This window comes from Celeribacter persicus (genome assembly GCF_003050785.1).
Classification (GTDB): Bacteria; Pseudomonadota; Alphaproteobacteria; order Rhodobacterales; family Rhodobacteraceae; genus Celeribacter; species Celeribacter persicus.
Genome location: NZ_QAOH01000013.1, coordinates 16,050 through 34,647 on the forward strand (window position 1 = coordinate 16,050; position 18,598 = coordinate 34,647).

At 60.6% G+C, this 18,598-nt stretch carries 19 protein-coding genes; 6 read left to right on the forward strand and 13 right to left on the reverse strand.

Going from position 1 to position 18,598, the window contains the following annotated elements; genetic code table 11:
- The first annotated feature begins 795 nt into the window (after positions 1-795).
- Positions 796-2,484, forward strand: coding sequence for a putative transporter (locus C8N42_RS14965; RefSeq protein ID WP_107817385.1), 1,689 nt, complete (start codon positions 796-798; stop codon positions 2,482-2,484).
- Positions 2,485-2,563: 79 nt separating this feature from the next.
- Here C8N42_RS14965 and infC read toward each other — a convergent pair whose 3' ends face one another.
- Positions 2,564-3,217 carry a translation initiation factor IF-3 gene (infC, locus tag C8N42_RS14970; protein WP_425430531.1) on the reverse strand — a complete coding sequence of 218 codons (654 nt, stop codon included), beginning with the start codon at positions 3,215-3,217 and terminating at the stop codon, positions 2,564-2,566.
- A gap of 106 nt (positions 3,218-3,323) precedes the next feature.
- Between infC and C8N42_RS14975 the strand changes: the two genes are divergently transcribed.
- Positions 3,324-4,055: a hypothetical protein gene (locus C8N42_RS14975; protein WP_107817386.1), complete on the forward strand. Its 732-nt coding sequence runs from the start codon at positions 3,324-3,326 to the stop codon at positions 4,053-4,055.
- Between the two features lie 144 nt (positions 4,056-4,199).
- On the opposite strand, the gene C8N42_RS14980 is transcribed toward C8N42_RS14975, so the two are convergent.
- From C8N42_RS14980 to C8N42_RS15000, 5 genes are all read right to left on the reverse strand, one after another.
- Positions 4,200-5,036 (reverse strand): ferredoxin--NADP reductase, encoded by an 837-nt coding sequence (locus C8N42_RS14980; RefSeq protein WP_107817387.1) that lies wholly within the window; start codon positions 5,034-5,036, stop codon positions 4,200-4,202.
- Positions 5,037-5,183: 147 nt separating this feature from the next.
- Positions 5,184-5,558, reverse strand: a complete 375-nt coding sequence (locus C8N42_RS14985) for a DUF934 domain-containing protein (protein WP_107817388.1) — start codon at positions 5,556-5,558, stop codon at positions 5,184-5,186.
- A complete protein-coding gene (locus C8N42_RS14990) occupies positions 5,555-6,343 on the reverse strand; it encodes a phosphoadenylyl-sulfate reductase (protein WP_107817389.1) in 789 nt (262 codons plus the stop codon). Before C8N42_RS14990 ends, C8N42_RS14985 begins: the two co-directional genes overlap by 4 nt.
- Complete coding sequence (locus C8N42_RS14995) at positions 6,333-8,003, reverse strand: nitrite/sulfite reductase (protein ID WP_107817390.1); 1,671 nt, start codon at positions 8,001-8,003, stop codon at positions 6,333-6,335. The genes C8N42_RS14990 and C8N42_RS14995 overlap by 11 nt, the downstream gene beginning before the upstream one ends.
- Positions 7,996-8,301, reverse strand: coding sequence for a DUF2849 domain-containing protein (locus C8N42_RS15000; RefSeq protein ID WP_107817462.1), 306 nt, complete (start codon positions 8,299-8,301; stop codon positions 7,996-7,998). Before C8N42_RS15000 ends, C8N42_RS14995 begins: the two co-directional genes overlap by 8 nt.
- 142 nt (positions 8,302-8,443) lie before the next feature.
- Between C8N42_RS15000 and C8N42_RS15005 the strand changes: the two genes are divergently transcribed.
- On the forward strand, positions 8,444-8,905 hold the full coding sequence (locus tag C8N42_RS15005) for an Lrp/AsnC family transcriptional regulator (protein WP_107817391.1): 462 nt from the start codon (positions 8,444-8,446) through the stop codon (positions 8,903-8,905).
- A gap of 102 nt (positions 8,906-9,007) precedes the next feature.
- Here C8N42_RS15005 and trpE read toward each other — a convergent pair whose 3' ends face one another.
- From trpE to C8N42_RS15020, 3 genes are all read right to left on the reverse strand, one after another.
- Entirely contained in the window at positions 9,008-10,522 is a 1,515-nt protein-coding gene (gene trpE / locus C8N42_RS15010) for an anthranilate synthase component I (protein WP_107817392.1), read from the reverse strand.
- A gap of 20 nt (positions 10,523-10,542) precedes the next feature.
- Entirely contained in the window at positions 10,543-12,396 is a 1,854-nt protein-coding gene (locus C8N42_RS15015; protein WP_107817393.1) for a SurA N-terminal domain-containing protein, read from the reverse strand.
- A gap of 65 nt (positions 12,397-12,461) precedes the next feature.
- Positions 12,462-13,640: an aminotransferase gene (locus C8N42_RS15020; protein WP_107817394.1), complete on the reverse strand. Its 1,179-nt coding sequence runs from the start codon at positions 13,638-13,640 to the stop codon at positions 12,462-12,464.
- A 323-nt stretch (positions 13,641-13,963) separates the two neighbouring features.
- Between C8N42_RS15020 and C8N42_RS15025 the strand changes: the two genes are divergently transcribed.
- Positions 13,964-14,257, forward strand: coding sequence for a hypothetical protein (locus C8N42_RS15025; RefSeq protein ID WP_107817395.1), 294 nt, complete (start codon positions 13,964-13,966; stop codon positions 14,255-14,257).
- Positions 14,258-14,274: 17 nt separating this feature from the next.
- Here C8N42_RS15025 and C8N42_RS15030 read toward each other — a convergent pair whose 3' ends face one another.
- Positions 14,275-14,868: a TetR/AcrR family transcriptional regulator gene (locus C8N42_RS15030; protein ID WP_245890176.1), complete on the reverse strand. Its 594-nt coding sequence runs from the start codon at positions 14,866-14,868 to the stop codon at positions 14,275-14,277.
- A gap of 67 nt (positions 14,869-14,935) precedes the next feature.
- Here C8N42_RS15030 and C8N42_RS15035 point away from each other — a divergent pair, with 67 nt between their 5' ends.
- Positions 14,936-15,529: an NAD(P)H-dependent oxidoreductase gene (locus tag C8N42_RS15035; RefSeq protein ID WP_107817396.1), complete on the forward strand. Its 594-nt coding sequence runs from the start codon at positions 14,936-14,938 to the stop codon at positions 15,527-15,529.
- A 38-nt stretch (positions 15,530-15,567) separates the two neighbouring features.
- On the opposite strand, the gene gpt is transcribed toward C8N42_RS15035, so the two are convergent.
- The 3 genes from gpt to fabI form a co-directional block, all read right to left on the reverse strand.
- Positions 15,568-16,071, reverse strand: coding sequence for a xanthine phosphoribosyltransferase (gene gpt / locus C8N42_RS15040; protein ID WP_107817397.1), 504 nt, complete (start codon positions 16,069-16,071; stop codon positions 15,568-15,570).
- Positions 16,072-16,116: 45 nt separating this feature from the next.
- Positions 16,117-16,731: a LysE family translocator gene (locus C8N42_RS15045; RefSeq protein WP_107817398.1), complete on the reverse strand. Its 615-nt coding sequence runs from the start codon at positions 16,729-16,731 to the stop codon at positions 16,117-16,119.
- Positions 16,732-16,812: 81 nt separating this feature from the next.
- Positions 16,813-17,616 (reverse strand): enoyl-ACP reductase FabI, encoded by an 804-nt coding sequence (fabI, locus tag C8N42_RS15050; RefSeq protein ID WP_107817399.1) that lies wholly within the window; start codon positions 17,614-17,616, stop codon positions 16,813-16,815.
- 232 nt (positions 17,617-17,848) lie between these two features.
- Here fabI and pdxH point away from each other — a divergent pair, with 232 nt between their 5' ends.
- Positions 17,849-18,466 (forward strand): pyridoxamine 5'-phosphate oxidase, encoded by a 618-nt coding sequence (gene pdxH / locus C8N42_RS15055; RefSeq protein WP_107817400.1) that lies wholly within the window; start codon positions 17,849-17,851, stop codon positions 18,464-18,466.
- The last annotated feature ends 132 nt before the right edge of the window (positions 18,467-18,598 follow it).

Sequence of the window (18,598 nt, forward strand, 5' to 3'; positions counted from 1 at the left end):
TCAATTTTTTCAGGGGAATTAGACGATTTTTTGTCTGGGGATTTTTCCGTGTTTTTTGCGTTTTTCCCAAGAAAACGAGTTTTTTCGCTGCAAGTGCATCGGGGTCAATATCAGACTGAAACCCATGGTTGATCGAGATCAATGTTCCGAGTCGCCCGCTCCCTTATTCAGAGTCTCGAGCGCAGTGACCTGTTCGTCAGCAGTCAGACATCCGGGTCCTGCATTCCTCCCGCGGACTCTCCTTCCGATCGTCCGCGCCGTATCCTGCCTTTTGTGCGTGGGCAGAATACTATACTGGCGTCGCAGGGTTTGCGTTTCTCCTGCGACGCCTCTTTTTTGCGCGTTTTCCGGTTTTGCATTCTGCGGTTGACGGACGGTTCCCCTTGGCATGGCATTAAAACGTTTCTGATTAAACCTGTATCAAGGTTTGGGCAGAAACGCTGTGCAACGCTCAAATGGAGCGGGCATTTCGAGTTTATGTGATAAATCAGGTTAAACTGGAACCGCTTTGAGGGTGGGATTTGATCCGGTTCAAGCCAGGGCGGACTGGTGTTCCGAACGTCTGGCTTTTGGCGTGGGCACTTCCGATAACGATTTGACCGATCTCGGGGTCGGTGGGCTGCTTTCCGCACCGGATGCAGGTCAAGAACCAGATTTCTCTTGCATGACCGTTATGCATTTGCAGAAAGTTGAGACATATCAGGTACAGACAAGGACGCGCGACATAGGATCGCAATGGGGAGGTTCTAATTAGCGCTGAAGTTCTCCTGAAATTCTCCCAAAGAAAGCAAGCCTATGGCCCTCTCTCTTCCACTTTCAGACATTGCCATCACGACCCTCGCCCTGACGCTGGCAGGTGCCTTCGGGCTGTTGTTCGGAAAATTGCAGATCCGCAAGATCGGCCTCGGCATCGGTGGCGTACTGTTTTCCGGCATCCTTGTCGGCCATCTCGCTTCCCGTGCGGGGATCGAATTCGATGGCGAGGTGATGCATTTTGTGCGTGAACTGGGGCTGATCCTGTTTGTCTACACAATCGGGATTCAGGTGGGTCCGAGCTTCTTTTCCTCCTTCGCCAAGTCCGGTCTCAGGTTCAATCTCGCGGCCATCGCCATCGTGCTGGGCGGGGTTGCGGTGACGCTGGCGATCTGGGCGATCACCGATCTGCCGCTGCCGGTGCTCGTCGGCGTGATGTCGGGGGCGGTGACCAACACGCCGGGGCTGGGGGCTGCGCAGCAGGTGCTGGGTGATGCCGGGTTTCCGGGCTCCGAGGTGGCGAATTCCGGCATGGGCTACGCCATGGCCTATCCTTTTGGCATCCTCGGCATCCTGACAGCGATGTTCGTGATCCGCTTTTTGTTCCGCATCGTTCTGGCCGATGAGGAAGCCGCGTATAAGGCCGAAACCCGGAGTGGCGAGGAAGCGCTTCCTTCGATGAATGTCGAGGTCATAAACGCCAATCTCGACGGTCTCCGTCTGGGCGATGTGCCGGATCTGTTCGATCATGGCGTGGTGGCCTCCCGGATGAAAAAGGCCGGTGAATTGGTGGTGCCGACGCGGGACGTGATCGTGCATGTGGGAGACTGTCTGCACCTCGTGGGTCCCAAGGACAAGTTGCAGGCGATGAAGCTCATTCTGGGCCGAGAGATCGACGCACCGATGACCACCAAGGGAACAAAACTCACTTGGACGCGTCTTGTGGTGACCAAGGAGCGGGTACTGGGCAAGTCGCTGCGTGAGCTTGCCTTTCTCGAAGGCAACGGGGTGACCGTGTCACGGATCAACCGCGCGGGCGTCGAGCTTCCGGCGCAGGCCTCCTCGACGCTTGCCTTCGGGGATATCGTCACCGTTGTGGGCGCGCAGGCGGATATCGACGCCGTGGCAAGCCAGCTCGGCAACGAGAACGCCCGGCTTCAGGAGGTGCAATTCCCCGCGCTGTTCTTCGGCATCGCGCTCGGGGTGCTTCTTGGGTCCATTCCGCTCGCCGTGCCGGGGCTTCCGGCGCCTCTGAAACTCGGGCTTGCAGGCGGGCCCTTGATGGCGGCGATCCTTCTGGGCCGTCTCGGCCATTGGGGGCCGTTCACCTGGTACATGCCCCCCGCCGCCAACCATGCGCTGCGCGAGTTCGGCATCGTCCTGTTCCTCGCCGTTGTCGGCATCATTGCGGGAGATCGGTTTTTCGAGACGCTGTTGCATGGCGACGGTTTGCTCTGGATGGGCTATGGCATCCTGATCACGATCCTGCCGCTTCTGGTCGTGGGTATCCTTGCGCGCATCTTCGGCAAGTTCAACTACCTGAGCCTGTGCGGCGTGCTTGCGGGGTCGATGACCGATCCGCCGGCGCTCGCCTTCGCCGTGTCGATGAGTTCGACGGGGGCGGCGTCTGTCGCTTATGTCTCGGTCTATCCGCTGGTGATGTTCCTGCGCATCCTGGCGCCGCAGATTCTCGTGCTTGTGCTCGCGGGGATCGGGGCGGGGGCGTTCTGAGCCGCGCGCCATCGAAACCGCAAAGAAAAACCCCCGGTCGAGGCCGGGGGTCGTTTCGGATTACAGCATGTAGGCCGGATCAGCTTTTCGAAGGAAGCGGACCGATCATCATGATCATCTGACGGCCTTCCATCTTCGGCATGTTCTCGATCTTGCCGATCTCCTTGACATCCTCGGCAACACGCTCAAGAAGCTGACGCCCCAAATCCTGGTGCGCCATTTCGCGGCCACGGAAGCGCAGGGTGACCTTCACCTTGTCGCCATTCTCAAGGAACTTGATGACATTGCGCATTTTCACTTCGTAATCGTGCACGTCGGTGCCGGGGCGGAATTTGACTTCCTTGATCTCGATGATCTTCTGCTTCTTGCGGGCTTCGGATTCCCGCTTCTGCTGTTCGTATTTGAATTTGCCGAAGTCCATGATCTTGCAGACCGGCGGCGTGGCGTTCGGGGAAATTTCCACGAGGTCCAGCCCGGCTTCGATCGCCAGATCGAGGGCCTTGGCGGGCGTGATGACACCAATATTCTCGCCCTCTGCACCGATCAGTCGGATTTCCGGCGCTCGGATGCGTTCGTTGATACGCGGTCCGGTGTCGCGGGTCGGCGGGGCGTTATGCGGTCTGCGGGCTATGGTCGGCTCCTGTTTGTCGTTGCGTTTGTGTTGCGGGAAAATAAGGCGTATCGCCGCCGCTTTCAACCCGCATTCGGCGGCTTCCCGCACAGGGTGCGCCACGGGGGAAAATCCTGTCGACAGGCCCCTTTTATTTCGTCATGCCTCATGCCATATCCGCGGTGTTCGGGGGGGAAATACCCCGCAAGTATTTGTGAGGAAGACTGACATGACCAAACGTATTCTGACCGGCGCTCTCGTGACCAGCCTCGCGCTGACGCTCGCGGCCTGTAAAGAGGAAGAGAAAGCTGCGGAGACCACGACGGAAACCACCTCCGTGATGGAACAGGCTTCCGAAGCGGCCTCCGACGCGGCTGATGCCGTATCCGAGACTGCCGAAGAGGTGGCTGCCGAAGCGACCGAAACCGCAACTGAAGCTGCCGAAGCCGCTTCCGAGGCAGCAAGCGATGCTGTCGAGGCTGCGACCGATGCCGTGACCGCCGCCGGTGAAGGTGCTGTCGAGGAAGCCTCTGACGCCGCCGAATCCGCTGTCGAAGCTGCGACCGACGCCGCCGATGCCGCAACCGAGGCGACGGAAGCCGCCGCCGAGGCTGCAACCGAAACCGCCTCTGATGCTGCCGAAGTGGCTGCGGACACCGCCGAATCCGCGACCGATGTTGCCGCCGATGCCGCTGCCGATGCGATGGAAGCCGCCTCCGATGCCGCCGACGCCGCCGCGGATGCAGTGGTCGAAAGCGCGCCGTCTTTCGACCTCGCCACCGCTGCCGAAGTGCTGACCGTCGACGGTTTCGATCTCGATAAAGCGACCGAAGTGGTGAATGCCTCCTCGCTGTCGGACGAGGCGAAAGCCACCGTCATCACCAGCATGGAACAGGCCGCCGAAAACCCGGCGATCCTTGGTCCGATCCTGGAAAAAGCCCGTACCCTTCTGGGGATGTAATCATCGCTGAGTCAGAGCGAGCAGTTCAAAACCAAGGGCCGCGTGGGGAAAACCTCACGCGGCCTTTTTGTTTTCCGATGGTGGAAATACTCAAAAGAAAACCCCGCCGGAGCGGGGTTCCCTGCACGCTTGCCCGGGGGTGGATCAGTCCACGAAAGCCTTCTCGACCACATATTCCTTCGGTTCGGAATTGGCTCCCTCGCGCAGGCCGAAACCGTCGAGAATGGCCATGATGTCCTTGTTGAATGCGAGGTTGCCACAGACCATGCCGCGGTCGGTTTCCGGGTTGATCGGCGCGATGCCGAGGTCTTCGAACACCTTGCCAGAGGACAGGTTGTCGGTGACGCGGCCCATATGATGGAACTCTTCGCGGGTCGTCGTCGGGTAATAGCGTAGCTTGCCGTCTTCGATCTCGCTGAGAATCTCGTCCGACTTGATATGTTCGACCAGTTGACGCCCGTATTCCAGTTCCGAGACCTCGCGACAGGTGTGCATCAGGATCACCTCGTCGAATTTCTCATAAACCTCCGGCTCGCGCATCAGGGACGCAAAAGGCGCAATCCCGGTGCCGGTGGCGAAGAACCAGAGCCGTTTGCCGGGCAAAAGCGCATCGACCACCAGCGTGCCGACCGGTTTCGGGCGCAGGATGATCTGATCGCCGGGCTGGATGTGCTGCAAACGCGAGGTCAGCGGGCCGTCCTGCACCTTGATCGAATAGAATTCGAGATGCTCTTCCCAACTGGGCGAGGCAATGGAATAGGCGCGCAAAAGCGGCTTTTGCTTGCCGGTTTTCGGGTCCGGGTCGTTCATCAGCCCGATCATCACGAATTCGCCGGAGCGGAACCGCAGGGTCTGGGGCCGTTCCACCTTGAAGGAAAACAGCCGGTCGTTCCAGTGTTGCACCTCAAGAACTGTGGCGGCATCGGGCAGGGTGGGCACGGGTTTGGTTTTTACGTCGGTCACTTGGGTCAGCTCGGTCATTTGGGTCTCGCGCCGTTTAATGGGGAGTTGCGGATACATCTTTGATCCACATCAGGCAGAGGTCGCCCCGGCGCGCGGTCCCGTCCCTTTTGGACTGTTCTGACCGTGCGTGCAAGCGTGACCGGGGCTCAGGTTTGTCTGCGGGGCCTATCCGCGCGCCCGTAAGCGCATTTGGTAATCATGTGCTCGCCAATTGGACCGGGCAAGCCATTGGTCCTCGGGTTGGCGCGCCGCGAGGGTCTCGGGAATTTCCACCTCGTCGAAGCCCGCGCGCCGGGCCATGGCATATTGATCGGCGATCACATGGCCATGGGCACGCAGCCGCCCTTGAAAGCCCGACAACCGCAGAAGGCGGGCCAGCGTGAAACTACGCCCGTCGCTGAATGCGGGAAACTCAATGCGGATCGCAGGCGCATTGCCGTGTTGCGCCAGAGTTTCGGGATCGGTGTCGGAGGGCAGGTCGACCCACTCACCTGTGTAATCCTCGGGGATGAAGCCGTCGTCTCTCACAATCACGCTCATGCTGCGTCTCCTTTGATGGGACCGCCGATGGGACCGCGCACGATCTTGCCATCGACGAAGTGAATCCCGCACTCGGTCTTGTCCTCGCCCCGCCAGCGCCCTGCGCGCGGGTCCTCGCCCTCTTTCACCGGGCTCGTGCAGGGCGCGCAGCCGATCGAGGGGTAGCCTTTCGCCACCAGGGGATGACGCGGCAGGCGGTTGTTGATCATGTAATCCTTCAGGTCCTCGGGCGCCCAATAAGCCAGAGGATTGATCTTGATCCGGGTATCGGCCTCGTTCTCGAAGAAATCGAGTTGAGCGCGGGTCGATCCCTGGAACCGTTTGCGTCCGGTGATCCAGGCATCGAAATTGCCCAAGGCCTGTTGCAGAGGCACGGTTTTGCGCAGATCGCAGCAGGCGTCCTTGTTCGACAGGTGCAAAAGCCCCTCCGGATCATGAGCGTCGAGGCGTGCGGGGGCCGGTTTGATCCGCCGCACGTCACGCAGATCGAGCCGGTCGATCAGGTCGAGTTGATACTGAATCGTCTCTTCGAACAGCATTTCCGTGTCGATGAAGATCACCGGCGTGTCGGGTTTCATCACCGAAATCATGTGCAGGAGCACGACGCTTTCCGCCCCGAAAGAGGAAACAAGCGCGATCCGTCCCAGTTCCCGGTCCCGCAAGGCGAGTTCGAGAACGGAGGTGGCCGAGTGGTGGGCATAGCGCGCATTCAGCCGGTCGACACGGGCCTGGACCGTGCCAAATTCGTCGCGCAGAGAAAGGGCTTGCGCCAGATTATGCTGCATGTGCTTTCTCCTCTTTCGGAGGATAGAGCGCGGTCTTGAATGGATCCATGCCAAGCCGACGATAAGCTTCGAGGAAGGTTTCCTGGGGCGCTTCGCGCAGATCGAGATAGGTCATCAGGATACGCTCGATTGCGGGCACGATCTCGTCATAGGCAAAGCCCGGGCCCGTGCGCTCGCCGATCACCATGTCCTCGGTGCCGTCGCCGCCCAATGTGATCTGGTAATTCTCCACACCCGCCCGATCGAGGCCGAGAATGCCGATGTGACCGACATGGTGGTGCCCGCAGGCGTTGATGCAGCCGGAGATCTTGATCTTCAGCGGGCCGATGTCCTGTTCGAGTTTCAACTCCTCGAAGCGGGTGGCAATACCTTGCGCCACGGGGATCGAACGGGCGGTGGCCAGAGCGCAGTAATCCATGCCGGGGCAGGCGATGATGTCGCTCACCAGCCCGATGTTGGCCGTGGCGAGCCCTGCGTCCTTCAGCGCCGCATGGATGGCGGGCAGGTCGGATTTATGGACATGCGGCAGGATGACGTTCTGCTCATGAGAAATGCGCAACTCGTCATGGCCATAGTCACGCGCGATCTGCGCCAGCACGCGCATCTGATAGGCGGAGGCATCGCCCGGTGTCTGGCCGGGTGTCTTGAGCGAGACGGTCGCGATGGCATAGCCCGACGCCTTGTGGGCGCTCAGGTTGGTGTCCGTCCAAGCGCGGAACACCGGGTCGTTGTTATAGGCACGATCAAAGGCGTCGGTTGGTGCGTTGCGAAATGCCGGGGGCGCAAAGGCCGTTTCGATCTCCCGCAGCATGGCCATGTCGATGCCGCCGAAGGCCGGTTTGATCTGTGCAAACCGGGCTTCGACACGGGCGCGGATATCCTCGATCCCGTGTTCATGCACGGTGATCTTGATCCGGGCCTTGTATTTGTTGTCCCGCCGTCCAAGCAGGTTCCAGACCGACACGGTGGCCTCCAGATAGGGCAGCAGGTCTTCGAGGGACACGAAATCCTTGAGCACTTTGCCGACCATTGGCGTGCGGCCAAGCCCGCCGCCGACAATGAGCTGGGCGCCGATCTCGCCGCCTTGTTCGCGCAAGTAAAGGCCCACGTCATGCGCTTTGATGACGGCACGGTCGGCCTTGGCGCCCGACACCGCAACCTTGAACTTGCGCGGCAGGAACTGGAATTCCGGGTGATCGGTGGACCATTGACGAATGAGCTCGGCTACGGGGCGCGGATCGGCAATCTCATCGGCGCTCGCGCCCGCGAAATGATCGGCGGTCACGTTGCGGATCGTGTTGCCGGAGGTCTGGATCGCATGCATTTCCACATCCGCCAAATCCGACAGGATCGCGGGCACGTCCGGCAGTTTCGGCCAGTTGTACTGGATGTTTTGCCGCGTGGTGAAATGACCATAGCCGCGATCGTAGGTCTCGGCGATATGGGCAAGCTGATCCATCTGGCGCGAGGACAGCGTGCCATAAGGGATCGCCACCCGCAGCATATAGGCGTGCAGTTGCAGATACAGCCCGTTCATCAGACGCAGCGGACGGAATTCTTCCTCGGTCAGCGAACCGTCGATGCGGCGGGCGACCTGAGCGGAGAATTGCGCCACACGTTCCCGGACGAAAGCCTCGTCGAAGTCGTTGTACTTATACATGGGCTTCGGCCTCTTGTTTTCCGTGAAAATAGTTGGACGGGCCGGTGCGGCGGAACTCTTCGCGGAAATGCGCAGGCTCCGGGCCATACTCGCCGAGCTTCACGTCGGTCAGATACGCGCCGACCACCATGCCGTCTTTCGCGGCCTCCGAGAGAGCGGCCTCGGCGGCCTCTGCCTCTGTAAAGGCCTGCGCCATGCGCAGATCGCGGACCCACTGGCCGGACTGGTCGAGATAGATCACATCGCCCTCCAGAAGGGCGTTGGCGGTGACGGCTTTGGGCGTGAACGGGCGCGGCATGGCTCTTTCCATCTTGCGAATTCTTGCCATTAATTTAGAACATTCTCCCAATATCAGGCCATATGCCCGCGCGAATAAGGATGTTTGTTCCTTTCCCTTGCGGCAGAAAGGCCGGAATTCCGATATGGAAAGGAAAATCGAAATGGTGGACCAGATCGACGCGATGGACCGGAAAATTCTGGGTGAGCTGCAACGCGATGCGAGTCAGTCTCTGGACGAAATTGCCCGCAAAGTCGGCTCTTCGAAGACGCCTGTTTGGAATCGCATCCGCAAAATGAAAGAGGGTGGCGTGATCGGTCAGCAGACAGTGATCCTCGACCCCGAAAGCCTTGGGCTTGAGGCCTGTTTCTTCGTGCTGGTGCGCACCAATGCCCATGAGGCGGGTTGGCAGGAGAAATTCCTGAAAGTGCTGCAAAAGCGACCAGAGGTTCTGGAGGCGCACCGTCTTGCGGGGGAGATCGACTATATCCTCAAGGTGCGGGTGAAGAACGCACGCGCTTACGATGAGTTCTATCAGGCGCTGATCAAGGAGGTGACGATCTACAACGTTACGGCGCTGCTTTCGATGGAAGAGATCAAATCGACGACCGAACTGCCGCTTTAGGGCTTTTCTGATGGTTTAAATACTCAAACGGCGCGCGGGCGGTGGCCCGGCGCGCCGTGAGTATTTTTGTGAGTATTGGAGCCATCAGAAAGCCGCAAGGGCTCAGCGATTTCCCGACCGTGTGAACAGTCCCGCATCCTCGGCGGCTTTTCTGAGGGCGTTGGATTTGTTGACGGTTTCCTGATATTCGCCTTCGGGCGAGCTGTCGTAGACGACGCCGCCGCCCGCCTGGATATAGAGCTTTTCGTCTTTCAGGACGGCAGTGCGCAATGCGATGCACATGTCCATGTCGCCGCCTGCGGAGAAGTATCCCACACCGCCACCATAAACGCCGCGTTTTTCGGGCTCCAACTCGTCGATGATCTCCATTGCTCGCACTTTCGGCGCGCCTGAGACGGTGCCGGCGGGCAGGCCCGCAAGCAGGGCGGAGAGCGCATCCTCATCCTCGCGCAGTTCGCCGACCACGTTGGAGACGATGTGCATGACATGGGAATAGCGCTCGATGATGAATTCTTCGGTCGGATGGACCGTGCCGATTTTTGCGACGCGGCCCACATCGTTACGGCCCAGATCGAGAAGCATCAGGTGCTCGGCCAGTTCCTTTTCGTCGGACAGAAGATCCTCTTCGAGAGCCTTGTCCTCCGCCGGTGTCGCCCCGCGTTTGCGGGTGCCGGCGATGGGGCGGATGGTGACTTCGTTGTCGAACACGCGCACGAGAATCTCGGGCGAGGCGCCGATGATCTGAAAGCCGCCGAAGTTGAAGAAGAACATGAAGGGCGAGGGGTTGGTGCGCCGCAGGCTCCGGTAGAGCGAGAAGGGCGGCAGCGGGAAGTCCTGCGTCCAGCGCTGTGCGGGCACGACTTGGAAGATGTCGCCTGCGGTGATGTATTCCTTGGCCTTCTCGACGGCGGCCTTGTAGCCTTCGTGGGTGAAGTTCGAGGTGGCGGGGGGCGCGATATAAGCCTCGCCCATCTCATGCGTTGCTTCGGAGGGCGCGCGTTCGAGATCACGGAGCGCATCCATCACGCGCTCGGCGGCCTGCGCATAGGCGGCTTTGGCGGAGAGGCCGCTTTCGACCCAAGCGGGGGAGACGAGGATCACGTCGCCTTTCACCCCGTCGAGGATCGCAATCACGGAAGGGCGCATCAGCACCGCATCGGGCAGGCCGATCGGGTCGGGGTTCACATTCGGCAGATGTTCGACGAGACGGATCATGTCATAGCCGAGATAGCCGAAGAGACCGGCGGCAGCACCCGGAAGCTCGTCGGGGATATCTACCCGGCTTTCTGCGATCAGGGCGCGGATCGAGGCGAGGGGATCGCGCTCATCTCGGACATAGCTTTCCGCGTCGAAACGGGCATTGCGGTTCACGAAAGCCTCCGTGCCCTCGCATTTCCAGATCAGGTCGGGCTTCATGCCGATGATCGAATAGCGCCCGCGCACCTCGCCGCCGGTGACGGATTCGAGGATGAAACTGTCGGTGCGTGCCCCCGCGAGTTTCAGCATGATTGAAACGGGCGTGTCGAGATCAGCGGCCACCTTGGCGTAGACGAGCTGGTTTTGGCCCGCGTTGAAGCCGGTTTCAAACTCGGCGAAGGACGGAATGAGCGTGGCCATGTCGGGCGTCTTTCTGGTCTTTATTGCAGTTGGCTATGCACCGCGTTGAGCGCGGTCTGGTTCACCGTCACGCCCTCGCGGGTACGCAGTGCGCGGGAGAAGGCGTCGATCACATCGGTGGCGACACCTTGGGCGGCGGTTTCGATGTAATTTTCCGCGATGGCGGCGTTCTCGTCCGAGGGTTCCGGCGCTTCGACGGTTTCGACCTTGGCGATGACCACGCGGCCCTCGCCGGGGATCAGCGTGGTGCCTCCTGCCTTGAGACCCGGCGCGAAGACCGCATCCATGAAGCCTGCGGGCATGGTGGAGATGAAATCCTGACGGGTGATCTTGGTGAATTGTTCGACCGGCAGGCCGAGATCGGCCATGGCGGTGCCAGAGGCGACGCCGGTTTCAAGCGCCTCGGCGCGGGCGGTGAGTTTCTGGGCCAGCGCATCGGCTTCCCAGTCGGCGGCGACCTGATCGCGCACCTGATCGAGCGGTTTCACGCTTGCGGGCACGATCTCGTCGAGACGTAGGGCGAAAACCCCGCCATCGGACAGCTCGACGATCTCCGGATAGTCGTCCAGCGTCACGGAGGCGGCGGCCTGCTGGAAATCGGTGTAGGCGGCGATCCCGCCTTCGCTCTCCGGTGTCCAGTCGATCTGCCCAAGTTCCATGTCGGTCTCATTTGCCAGATCCTCAAGCGTGTAGCCTTCGGCGAGGTCGTTATCGAAAGCTTCGATCTGATCGGCGATCAGGCGGGCGGCGGCATCCGCGGCCATCTCGGTCGCAAGTTCGTCACGGGCCTCTTCGAAAGGAATTTCGGAGCCCGCAAGTGTGCCGTTGACACGATAAAGCGCCGGACCCAGATCGGACATCAGAGGACCGACGACGCCCGTGCCTTCAAGCGCGAAGACGGCGGGCCCGGCCTCGGACGACAGATCACCCTCGGAGACATCGCCCATGTCGGTGTCGATCAGCGCAAGGCCTCGGGCGGTGACTTCATCCTCGAATGTGCTTTCGCCGGATGCGATCCGGTCGGCGGCGGCCTGCGCTTCCTCCTCGCTGCCATAGACCAGACGTTCGACCAGACGGCGCTCCGGCTGGACATAGCTGTCGATGTTGTCCTCATAGAGCCGGCGCAGCGCGGCCTCGTCGAGATCGACCTTGTCGGTCAGCATGGCGGGGGTCAGCCAGGCATAGGTGATGCGCCGCGCCTCGGGAGCGGTGTAAGCGTCCGGATGGGCATCGTACCAGCTCTGGATGTCGGTATCTGAGGCGGCGGGCACGCCGGTTTCGAGATCGGTGGCGGAGAGCACGGCAACGGAAATCGTGCGGCGTTCGCCAAGCCAGTCGACCACGGCCTGACCGTAGGACGGGGGCATGGTGATGCCGGAAGCCAGCGCACCGGAAAGGATCGAACGGGCGGCCTCATCACGCAGATCGGCTTCGAAATCGCCTTCGTTCATATTGTTGCGCGCCAGAAGCTCCTTGTAGGACTGGGTGTCGAATTTGCCGTCAATGCCCTTGAACGCGTCATAGGTCAGCAGTTCGCGGCGCACCGCGTCGTCACCGACGGAGAGGCCGAGGCGCGCGGTCTCGTTGTCGAGCGCGGCCTGTGACAGGAGCTGGTCAAGCACCTGTTGCGAGAGGCCGAATTCCTGTGCCTGAGTGACGGAGAAAGGCTGGCTGGTTTGGGCCTCGATCGCGCGCATCTGGGTGCGAAGCGCATTGGCGTAATCGTTGACGGAAATGTCCTCGTCGCCCACAGAGGCCACACGGGTCACGCCACCGCCGAAATTCGCCGTGCCAAACCCGCCGAGGCCGATGATGAGGAGGCCGAGAATCCCCCAGACCACCATTTTCGCGCCAGAACCCTTGCCGCTCGCCATGTTTTTCTTCTCCCATCAAGGTTGGGCAATTGTGTAGGGGCAAGCGACAGGGAGGGCAAGGCGGATCAGGGCTTGATTTGTGCCAATCTCGTGAAAAGCGTTTCGATCTCCGGCACGCCGATATTGGCAAAGGCGATGCGCAACTGCCGCTCTGCACGCGGGTCGTTTTGCGGCATGAAGGCGGTGCCGGGCAAAAGCAGCACTCCCGCTTCGCGCAGGAGCCAGGGGGCAAACTCGGAAGAGGGCATGTCGAACGGGTGCTCGGCATAGGCGAAGAATGCGCCGCAACCGAGGAGTTTCCAGCCCTGGAGGGCCTTGAAACCTTCGATCATCGCCGCGCGCCGGGCGAGGATTTCGGTGCGCTCGCCTGCGACCCACTGACTGAGATTGCGCAGCCCCCAAAGTGCCGCGCGCTGACCGATTTGATTGGGGCAGATGGTGACTGTGTCGAGATATTTCTCCACCTCGACCATCCGGTCGGTGCCGGTGATCAGCGCGCCGACGCGGTGACCGGTGAGGCGGAAGGCCTTCGAGAAGGAATAGAGATGCACGAGCGTGTCACGCCAGTCGGGTTGCCGGAACAGGTGATGCGGCACCTCGGAACGGCTGTCGAAATCGCGATAGGTCTCATCAAGCACCAGCATGATGCGATGTTCGCGGGCCAGTGCGTAGAATTTCGTCAAAAGCTCGGGCGGGTATTCGACGCCGCCCGGATTGTTCGGGGTGATCAGCACGATGGCGCGGGTGCGCGGTGTGATCAGCCGGGCGCAGGTCTCCAGATCGGGTAAAAGATCGTCGCCGGTGGGCAGCGGCACGGCATGGACGCCCGACATATCGCACCACATTTTATGGTTGAAATACCATGGTGTTGCGAGGATTACCTCGTCACCCGGCCCGGCGATGGTGGTCATCACGGCGGTGAAGGCCTCGTTGCAGCCGGAGGTGATCGCAACCTCCGGCGGGGAGATTCCGGCGTGATAGGCGGTGGACCATTGGTGAGCGAGTTCCTCCCGCAACTCCGGCAGGCCCAGCACCGGGCCGTAAAGATGTGCGGAAGTGTCTTCCAGCACAATGCGGGCGATCTCTTCGCGCAGCGGCAGGGGCGGAGCCTCCATGGGCGCGGCCTGACTGACATTGATCAGCGGGCGCTCGGGCGGGAAGGTCATGCCGTCCATCCAGCTTTTCGACGCGACGATGGGCGAGGCGGCGGTATGGGCCATGGCTGGATTGAGCGGGTTCGGCATGGGTGTATCCTTTCGTGATCGGGCCGAATTTAGGAGCGGCTCTCGCGGGATGCAATCGTTTCGCTGAGCTGTGATGTGTCCGTGACACGTCCGTAACAAGCGGTGTGCCATTGCATGCAACGCGATGAAAACACTGGCAAGGCGCTGAAAAAACGACCTTTCATGCGGGGGTGAGCGGTTTTAGGGCAGCTATTCAGGATTTGTTTACCATTTTTGCAAGAGCCTTGGATGACACTGGGGCAAAAGCGCCCCAATTGGAGAGCAGGCGTACCCGGATCAGAGCCGAAACGGATCTGGGCCAGATAAAACGATAAGAGGTTGATATGGCAGTCATGAACACAGGCGGGATGGAGGGCGATCCCTATCTGATCGAAGACCTGCGGGCGGCACTCGATATGGCCCGGAGAGGCGATGCGACGGGTGAAGCGGAGATGACGGAGCGCATCCGCGATCTGTCTTACGATATGGAATTGCGTCAGGCAGGCTATCTCGTGCGCTCGGCCTGCGGGGCTATCGACGCAGTGCTACGCGGCTCGGATCGCGGGGCCGGTCTGGCCTTTGCCGAGCATGAGATCGACAAGGTGCAGGATATGCTGCTGCGCGCCTCAGCGGCGTAAACCGGGGGCCTAGACGATCAACTCTGCGGCAGCAACCATGCGGTGAGATACCCGGCCAGCCGCACCTCCAGCGCCTGTTGCCCATGCAAGGCGCAAAAGGTCAGGGCGATGGCCTGAATGAGAAAGGCGCTGATGCCTTCCCCCAGAAGCTCCGGGTCTGTGTCCTTGCGAAACGGACCCGAGGCGGCCCAACGGCTATAAAGCGCGATCTGGGCATCGAACTGCTCGGCGATGGGGCCAATTTCCGCACTCGCCGCAGCGCCCGAATGGCGGACCATTACATCGAACACCGTGCGTTCCGAGGTCGAAAAGGCAATCAGCGGGCGCATCCGGGCGATCATTTCCGCAATGTTTTCAGGAACGGGGGATTGGGCCATGGCTTCATTGAACCCGGCAAGCCGTGCGCCGATGATCTGTTCCAAAAGCGCGTCCTTGTCCTTGAAATGCGCAAAGAACGTACCCTTTGCGACGCCAGCGGCACCGACCACATCCTCGACCCGGAGATGTTCAAAACTGTCCTGCTCGATCAAGGCCTTGGCGGCTGCGAGCAGCTTTTCCCGGGTGGCGATGGCGCGTTTCTGGATCGGCTTGGTCATGGTGTCAGTTTGCATGTTTCTTGACCACGGTCAATTTCGCGAATAAAATTGACCGCGGTCATTTTTTTGTTGGGGGGAGACCATGTCCCAGAAACGTATCTATATCCTGAACGGTCATCCTGCGGCCAATTCTCTGTCGCGGACATTGGCGGAAAGTTATGCGCGGGCCGCCGAAGCGGCAGGGTACGACTTGCGGATACACCACCTGAGCGATCTGCACTTCGACATGGATTTCGAGCGGGCGGGGTATAAGGACATCAAGCCGCTGGAACCTGATCTCGAAGAGGTTCTGGCGCATATCGACTGGGCGGAGCATGTGGTGCTGTTCACGCCGATGTGGTGGGGAAGCCTGCCAGCGAAGCTCAAAGGGCTGATCGACCGGGCCTTTTTGCCGGGGCGGGCCTTCGATACGCGCCACCCGAACCGTTTCGGCATGCCGCGCCCGATGCTGACGGGACGCAGCGGCCGGGTGGTGATCACCTCCGACACGCCGACATGGTTTCTCTGGCTCGCCTATCGCAATCCGGTCGCCGCGACGCTCAAGGGACATATCCTCGGTTTTGTCGGCATCAAACCGGTGAAACTCACGCAGCTTGCGGGGGCTTCGGAGGCAACGCCCGGAAAAGTGGTGCGCTGGCGGAAAAAAGTTGAGGCTCTGGGCGCGAGGGGCGCATGAAAAAGGGGCCGATTGGCCCCTTTGAGTTCGATCCGAGATCAGTCCCGCCCGCGATACGGCTTGACGTATTGCATCGCCATATCCCACGGAAAGAAAATCCATGTGTCCTGAGACACTTCGGTGATATAGCTGTCCACCTGCGCGCGGCCTTTCGGTTTGGCGTAGACCGTGGCGAAATGGGCGTTCGGATAGAGCTGACGGCAAAGCTCAAGCGTGCGTCCGCTGTCCACCAGATCGTCGATCACCAGAATGCCGGTGCCATCGCCCATCAGATCGGCATCGGGAGCGTTCAGCACCTTCGGCTCGGTTTGGGTCTGGTGATCGTAGGATTTCACCGAGATCGTGTCGACGGTGCGAATATCCAGTTCACGCGCGATTATCATCGCGGGGGCCATACCGCCGCGGGTGATCGCCACGATGGCACGCCATGCACCGTCATCGGGACCCTTGCCGTCAAGCCGCCAGGCCAGCGCGCGGCTGTCCCGGTGGATCTGGTCCCAACTGACATGAAACCCTTTTTCATGGGGCAGGCGGTCGGACATCTCTTTCATCCTTTCATCATGGTGGCGAAGCCGGAGCGGTTCTTCTCAACTGGTGGCGATCCGCAGACCGAAAACGGCGATAAGGCCGCCTAGGACGCGGTCGGTCCAGAGTTTGGCCCGGCCATAGGCTTGTCGTGCTTTTTGCCGCGAAAAAAGCCGCGCGACAATCACATACCACAGGGTTTCGTCAAAAAAGACGAAAAACAACAAGACCGCCTTAACGACCACGGAGGTTTCCGGCGGGACCAGACCGGCGAACACGGCTCCGAAGAACACGGCGGGTTTCGGGTTCGAAAGCTGCGTCATCAACCCGAGACGAAAGGCATTGGCCAGAGAGCGCGGGCTGGTCATCGCCGAGGCCTCGGGCAGGGGATCGGCGGCATGGCGGAAGGTCTTGTATCCGATCCAGATCAGGAACAGCCCGCCCGCGAGTTTGAAGGCGAGATAGGCGCGGGGGAAAATGTCGAACAGGATCGAGAGGCCGGAAAGCGCGGCAAGTGCCCAGATCACCGCGCCCAGCCCGAACGCCACGGCAAGGCCGAAGGCGGGGCGGAAGCCTTCTGAGGCGGCGGTGCGTACCGAGACCACGAAAGAGGGGCCGGGGCTCATCGCCGCGATCAGATGGATGCTCAGGATCGACAGGAATACGGTGAGTGTCATGTTGTGTCTCCTCCCAAAAGCACAGGCTGACGAAAAAAGGGAGCCGAAGCCCCCGTTTCGAAACAGTCATCCAAGGCCGGATCAGTTCTTGGAAATATCCGGCGCATCCACGGCTTTCATGCCGACGACGTGATACCCCGCATCCACATGGTGGGTTTCGCCGGTCACGCCTGCGCCCAGATCGGACAGGAGATAGAGCGCCGAATTGCCCACGTCGTCGATGGTCACGTTGCGGCGCAGGGGCGAATTGTATTCGTTCCACTTCATGATGTAACGGAAATCGCCGATACCGGAGGCGGCCAGCGTCTTGATCGGGCCTGCGGAGATCGAGTTGACGCGGATACCGTCCTTGCCGAGGTCCTCGGCGAGGTAGCGCACGGAGGCCTCAAGCGCGGCCTTGGCGACACCCATCACGTTGTAATGCGGCATCACGCGCTCGGCACCGTAATAGGTCATGGTGAGCATGGAGCCACCCTCGGGCATCAGCTTCGCCGCACGCTGTGCGACCGCGGTGAAGGAGAAGACGGAGATGTCCATCGTCAGGTTGAAATTCGCGCGCGAGGTGTCGACATAACGGCCACGCAGCTCGTTCTTGTCGGAAAAGCCGATGGCGTGAACGATGAAGTCGATCTTGCCCCATTTTTCCTTGATCGCCGCGAAAAGCGCATCAATCGAGGCCTCGTCGGCCACATCGCATTCCACGACGAAATCGGAGCCGAGGCGTTCGGCCAGCGGATCGACGCGCTTCTTAAGTTGTTCGCCCTGATAGGAAAAGCACAGCTCGGCGCCATGATCTGAGAGCGCTTTCGCGATGCCCCAGGCGATTGATTTGTCGTTGGCAAGGCCCATGATCAGCCCGCGCTTGCCGTCCATCAGTTTCGTCATGGTCTTCCTCGACCCCATTATTTTTCGTGTTATGACGTGCTTTAGGGGTTTTCAGATAGGCGATCAAGCCTGCGTGGGGGCAAATTCGTGACGTGGCGTCACAACTCGGTGCAAATCTCCTTTGCGGCGCGGGGGTGCACAGGCCCTTCATGACCCCGCGCCTGCCTGCGATGACGCTTGCCGCTTCCGGATGTAGGGGGTATCCGGGGAAGGATAAAAAGAGGAGGGCGTCATGGCTCCACGCACAGTTCCGCGAAAAGGCATTTTCGCAGGCAACGATCCGTTCGAGATCGCGCGCAAATGGCTGAAAGAGGCCGAAGCAAAGGAAATCAACGATCCCAATGCCATTGCCATCGCCACCGTGGACCCCGAGGGGCTTCCGAACGTGCGTATGGTGCTTCTGAAGGAGATCGCTGACGATGCTTTCGTGTTTTACACCAATTACGAGAGCGCCAAGGGGCAGGAAATCGAAAGCGCGGGGAAGGCGGCTTTCGTGATGCATTGGAAGAGCTTGCGTCGTCAGGTGCGTGTGCGCGGACTTGTGACGCGCGAAAGCGAGGAGCATTCGGATGCCTATTATCGCTCACGCGCGCTCGGGAGCCGGATCGGTGCCTGGGCCAGCCGTCAGTCGCGTCCGCTGGAGTCGAAGGCGGCGCTGATGGAGGCGGTGGCGAAAGAGGGGCTCAGGCACGGGCCGAATCCGAAACGTCCTCCGTTCTGGGGCGGTTATCGGATCACGCCTTTGGAAATCGAATTCTGGGCCGATGGCGAATTCCGCCTGCATGACCGGTTCCGCTGGCGCAGGAGCGCACCGGATCAGCTCTGGGATATTCAACGGCTTAATCCATAAGTTTTGCCTGACTTTGAGGCAAGAGGTGCAGGATGACGCCGGGGAACCCGACCTCTTGGTCAAAAAGACAGGGGGGAGGGGGCTTGAACCTTCGGCCCGAATGGCACAGGGTCTGGCAGGGATGAGGGGCTC